Origin of the sequence: Mesobacillus selenatarsenatis SF-1, assembly GCF_000813125.1 — a bacterium.
GTDB lineage: Bacteria > Bacillota > Bacilli > Bacillales > Cytobacillaceae > Mesobacillus > Mesobacillus selenatarsenatis.
The window spans coordinates 51200-57312 of record NZ_BASE01000029.1; the positions used below are offsets into that span (position 1 = coordinate 51200).

At 43.6% G+C, this 6113-nt stretch carries 3 protein-coding genes; all 3 read left to right on the forward strand.

What is annotated here, in order from left to right; all coding sequences use genetic code 11:
- The first annotated feature begins 61 nt into the window (after positions 1-61).
- Positions 62-1969, forward strand: a complete 1908-nt coding sequence (gene gyrB / locus TY49_RS06860; RefSeq protein WP_439646155.1) for a DNA topoisomerase (ATP-hydrolyzing) subunit B — start codon at positions 62-64, stop codon at positions 1967-1969.
- A 126-nt stretch (positions 1970-2095) separates the two neighbouring features.
- The gene (gyrA, locus tag TY49_RS06865; protein WP_041965166.1) at positions 2096-4654 is read left to right on the forward strand and encodes a DNA gyrase subunit A; all 2559 of its coding nucleotides are present in this window, start codon (positions 2096-2098) and stop codon (positions 4652-4654) included.
- A 93-nt stretch (positions 4655-4747) separates the two neighbouring features.
- Entirely contained in the window at positions 4748-5833 is a 1086-nt protein-coding gene (locus tag TY49_RS06870; RefSeq protein WP_041965167.1) for an HD-GYP domain-containing protein, read from the forward strand.
- Positions 5834-6113: the final 280 nt, after the last annotated feature.

Here is a 6113-nt window from a genome sequence, read left to right on the forward strand (position 1 = left end):
TTAAAAAAGTTGATTGAAAATGAAAGTGTAGGTGATCGATATGGCAATGGAGGAACAATCCATGCAAGGACAAGCGTATGATGAAAGCCAGATACAAGTGCTTGAAGGCCTGGAAGCTGTACGCAAACGTCCAGGGATGTATATCGGATCAACGAGTGGAAAAGGTTTGCACCATCTTGTATGGGAAATCGTTGATAATAGTATAGATGAAGCACTTGCCGGCTACTGTGACGAGATTAATGTCATTATCGAAGAGGATAACAGTATCACAGTTCAGGATAATGGCCGTGGAATCCCAGTTGGTATCCACGAAAAGATGGGAAGGCCAGCGGTTGAGGTCATCATGACGGTACTCCACGCCGGTGGTAAATTCGGCGGCGGAGGCTATAAGGTTTCCGGAGGTCTGCACGGTGTAGGTGCATCCGTTGTTAATGCCTTATCCACTTATCTTGAAGTATTTGTCCATCGCGATGGCAAAGTCCATTATCAGAAGTTTGAACGAGGCGCTGTTGGTGACCCGTTGAAGATCATTGATGAAACGGACCGAACAGGAACTACTGTACACTTTAAGCCTGACCCGGAAATTTTCACCGAGACATTAGAATACGACTATGATACACTCGCAAACCGTTTGCGTGAGCTTGCTTTCCTGAACAGAGCGATCAAGATTACGATTGAGGATAAGCGCGGTGAAGGCAAAAAGAATGAGTATTATTACGAGGGCGGAATTAAATCTTATGTTGAGCATTTAAACCGTACTCGAGAAGTCCTTCATGAAGAACCGATTTATATTGAGGGTGAAAAAGAAGGCATTACTGTAGAGGTAGCTCTCCAATACAACGACAGCTACACAGGAAACATATACTCTTTCGCGAACAATATCCACACTTATGAAGGTGGTACTCATGAGTTTGGCTTCAAAACAGCTTTGACTCGTGTGATTAATGATTATGCCCGTAAACACGGAATCTTCAAAGAAAGTGATTCAAATCTCTCGGGTGATGACGTTCGAGAAGGTTTGACGTCAATCGTGTCGATCAAACACCCTGATCCACAGTTCGAAGGCCAAACGAAGACAAAGCTCGGGAATTCAGAGGTCCGTACGGTAACTGACACACTCTTTTCCGACCACTTTGAAAAATTCATGCTTGAGAACCCGAATGTTGCCAGAAAGATTGTCGACAAAGGACTCATGGCAGCAAGAGCAAGACTTGCGGCGAAAAAGGCACGTGAGCTGACCAGGAGAAAGAGCGCGCTTGAGATTTCAAGCTTGCCGGGCAAACTGGCTGACTGCTCTTCAAAGGACCCGGCCATCAGTGAAATATATGTCGTTGAGGGTGACTCGGCGGGCGGATCAGCCAAGCAGGGCCGTGACCGCCACTTCCAGGCGATCCTGCCACTGCGCGGGAAAATCCTGAACGTTGAAAAATCACGTCTTGATAAAATTTTATCCAATAATGAGGTAAGAGCGATCATTACAGCGATCGGCACAGGAATCGGCGAAGACTTCGATCTTTCAAAAGCTCGTTACCAAAAAATCGTCATCATGACTGATGCCGATGTCGATGGTGCCCATATCCGAACTCTATTACTGACGTTCTTCTACCGATACATGAGAAAAATCCTTGAAGCAGGATACATTTATATTGCCCAGCCGCCTTTATACAAAATCCAGCAGGGTAAAAAAATCGAGTATGCTTATAACGACAAGCAGCTTGAACAGATTCTCGCGGAGCTTCCACAGCAGCCGAAGCCAGGCATCCAGCGCTATAAGGGTCTTGGTGAGATGAATCCTGAACAGCTATGGGAGACAACGATGAATCCTGAAACAAGGACACTGCTCCAGGTAAGCCTAGAGGATGCGATCGAATCGGATGAAACGTTTGAAATCCTGATGGGTGATAAGGTAGAGCCTCGACGCAATTTCATCGAGCAGAATGCACTTTACGTAAAGAACCTGGATATTTAATAATATATGCTCAGGATAGTAGGTTTTGCCTCTATCCTGCTTTTTCTGAAATGGCCAGGGGCCGCGCAGAGCGCTTTCCCCTAAATGGCCATGTTGAACAGAGTTCCTAAAGGAGGTCTCTCTTAAATGTCTGAAACACCAAATCCACGTGTAAAAGAGATTAATATTAGCCAAGAAATGCGTTCATCTTTCCTGGATTATGCCATGAGTGTTATCGTGGCACGTGCGCTTCCGGATGTCCGTGACGGCTTGAAGCCGGTACATAGAAGGATCCTGTATGCGATGCATGACCTTGGTATGCATTCGGATAAGGCCTACAAAAAATCAGCGAGGATCGTCGGTGAAGTAATCGGTAAGTATCACCCGCACGGTGACTCTGCTGTATACGACACAATGGTCCGTATGGCACAAAATTTCAACTACCGTTATATGCTTGTCGATGGACATGGAAACTTCGGTTCTGTCGATGGCGACGCTGCAGCAGCGATGCGTTATACAGAAGCACGCATGTCAAAAATTTCGATGGAACTTTTGCGTGACATCAATAAAGATACGATTGACTATCAGGATAACTATGACGGTTCTGAAAGAGAACCGATTGTTATGCCTTCAAGGTTTCCGAACCTGCTCGTCAACGGTACTTCGGGTATCGCGGTCGGTATGGCTACAAACATCCCACCTCACCAGCTTGGCGAGGTTATAGATGGGGTATTGGCAATAAGTAAGGATCCTGACATGACAATCATGGAATTGATGGAAATCATCACAGGACCTGACTTCCCGACAGCAGGAATGATATTAGGGCGCAGTGGCATCCGTAAAGCTTATGAGACTGGCCGAGGTTCGATTACCTTGCGTGCAAAGGTTGAAATCGAACAGAAATCAAATGGCAAGGAAGTCATCATCGTCAGGGAACTTCCTTACCAGGTCAATAAAGCCAAGTTGATTGAAAAAATCGCGGAATTAGTCCGTGACAAGAGACTTGACGGCATTACAGACCTGCGGGATGAATCTGACCGCAAGGGTATGAGGATTGTTATTGAAGTTCGCAAGGATGCGAATGCCAATGTCCTTTTAAACAACCTTTATAAACAAACTGCATTGCAGACAAGCTTTGGTATCAACCTTCTTGCTTTAGTAGATGGACAGCCGAAGGTTCTGAACCTTAAGCAATGTCTTGAATATTATCTTGACCATCAGGTAGTCGTAATTCGACGCCGCACAGAGTTTGAACTTAGGAAGGCAGAAGCACGTGCCCATATTCTTGAAGGGCTGCGAATCGCGCTTGATAACCTTGATGCGGTCATCAGCCTGATCAGAAGCTCCCGCACGACGGATATCGCTAGAGAAGGATTAATGACACAGTTCAAGTTATCCGAAAAGCAAGCTCAAGCGATCCTTGATATGCGTCTACAGAGGCTTACAGGCTTGGAGCGCGAAAAGATCGAAGAAGAATTCCAAAATCTTATGCAGCTGATCTCAGAATTAAAAGCGATCCTTGCTGATAATGAAAAAGTGCTTGAAATCATCCGTGAAGAGCTTACTGAAATCAAAGAGCGCTTCAACGATGAGCGCCGCACAGAGATTGTGTCCGGTGGTCTTGAAATGATCGAGGATGAAGACTTGATTCCTCGTGAAAATATCGTCATCACCCTTACACATAACGGCTACGTTAAGCGCCTGCCTGTATCGACATATAGAGCACAGCGCCGCGGCGGCCGCGGAATCCAGGGTATGGGAACGAATGAAGATGACTTCGTAGAACATCTGATTACCACATCAACGCATGATACCATCCTGTTCTTTACAAACAAGGGTAAGGTGTACCGTTCGAAGGGTTACGAAATCCCAGAATTCAGCAGGACAGCAAAGGGTATCCCAATCATCAACCTATTGGAAATCGAGAAGGGAGAATGGGTCAACGCCATTATTCCTGTTTCAGAATTCGTGGATGACTGGTTCCTGTTCTTCACAACGAAAGAAGGAATCTCAAAACGTTCACCACTTTCATCGTTTGCGAATATCCGCAACAATGGCTTAATTGCCCTAAACCTTCGTGAGGGTGATGAATTGATCTCTGTCCGCATGACAGACGGCAGCAAAGAAATGATCATCGGCACGAAGAACGGCTTATTGATCCGTTTCCCTGAAACAGATGTCCGCTCTATGGGCCGTACTGCCACCGGAGTAAAGGGTATTACCCTATCTGATGACGATGAAGTTGTCGGTATGGAAGTACTTGATGAAAGTGCCGAGATCCTTGTCGTAACGAAGAATGGATTCGGCAAAAGAACACCTTCTGAAGAATACAGAAGGCAAGGGCGCGGCGGTAAAGGAATCAAGACATGTAACATCACCGATAAGAACGGCGACCTTGTAACGATGAAAGTCGTGACTGGTGAGGAAGACCTCATGCTGATCACAACAGGTGGTGTCCTGATCCGGATCCCTGTAAGCTCTATCTCAATGACAGGACGTAATACGCAAGGGGTAAAATTAATCAGCCTTAATAAAGCGGAAAATGAATATGTTGCGACAGTGGCTAAAGTCGATAAGGAAGAAGAGAAACCTGAAGACCTCGAACTAGATGAAAATGAAAATGCTGAAGCAACAGTTGATCCTGAAGAAGTTGGCAGTGAAGAAGCAGAAGTGACTGAAACACCAGCTGAAGAGGGAGAAGAATAAACTTTTTGAGAGGAACACAAAAATGTGTTCCTCTTTTTTGGTAAAATAAAGTAAAATAATTGTAAGAAAATTAAAATACCGGGGTGGAAAGCCTTGCGCGTACTCGTAGACAACCTTAAAGAGGGCTGTATCCTTACTGATGATGTTCTAAGTAAAACCAATCGACCTATCATGAACAAAAAAACAGTATTGTCTGAGCATTTAATCGATATACTGAAAGTTTTTTTGGTTAAAGAAGTGGATGTTGAAAAAACGTTAGTGAATGGGATGCCTTTCCTAACACCTTCAACAGGCACTGATAAGAAATCTGGCTTGAAGACTAATGAAGGTGGAGAAACTTTTATCGACTTGTTTTTACAGGCGAGACAGAACTTCAAAAAAGAGTTTATCTCCTGGCAATCAGGAATGCAGATAGATGTTGCGAAACTGAGGACCATTATTGTCCCATTGATTGAACAGGTTGAAATGACTTCTTCGGATATATTCAATCTTCACCATTATTCAACAAAGGCAGAGTATATTTACGATCATCCATTGGCTGTAGGAATTATCAGTGCCTTTATCGCCAAAAAGCTGAATTACAGCAAAGGGGATATAACCCAGATTGCACTGGCTGGATGTTTATCGGATTGCGGCATGGCGAAGATCAGTCCAACACTACTTAATAAAAACACGACTTTGACGGTAGATGAATTTGAGGAAATCAAAAAGCACCCTACTTACAGCTATCAGATGGTAAAGAATAGGCCATTGCTGAAGGAGGCCACAAAAATCGCGATTCTTCATCATCATGAAAGAATGGATGGCAGCGGCTATCCATTTGGTGAAAAAGCGAACAGAATTCATCCTTTTGCAAAAATCCTTGCAGTAGCTGATTCTTTCCATGCGATGACATCGGAAAGAATATATAAGCCAAAACACTCTCCATTTAAAGTGATCGAGATGATCAATGAGGAGCTATTTGGAGAATTCGACATTACTGCTCTGAAAGCATTGAGTTCTGCAATAATGAATTATTCAGTTGGTACAAAAATCCGCCTTTCAGATGGACAGGCAGCTGAAATCATTTTTGTAGAAGAAAAGAATCCGGCAAGGCCGTTGGTTAAACTGCTAGAAACAGACCAGATTCTTGCTTTGGAAAAGAACAGGTACTTGCATATCGAGGAAATCATCCAATAAGCCGGCTATCCAAGCTGGCTTTTATTTCTTCTTATGTTTTGCATTGCATGCAAAATTGTGACTGGCTTCTTGTGTTCAAAGATGGAATATGATTAAAAAACTAGATAGATTATAGAAATTGATTAAAAGGTATTGCATTAAAATAATTGGCCTGATATAATCTTCAAAGTCAGTAACGAGAAAACAACTTCTAATTAAGAGTTTTTGAAAATAGTTATTGACTTATACAGCTAGTAAATGTTATATTATTAAAGTCGCTTCTGGGCGACGATGTAAGAAA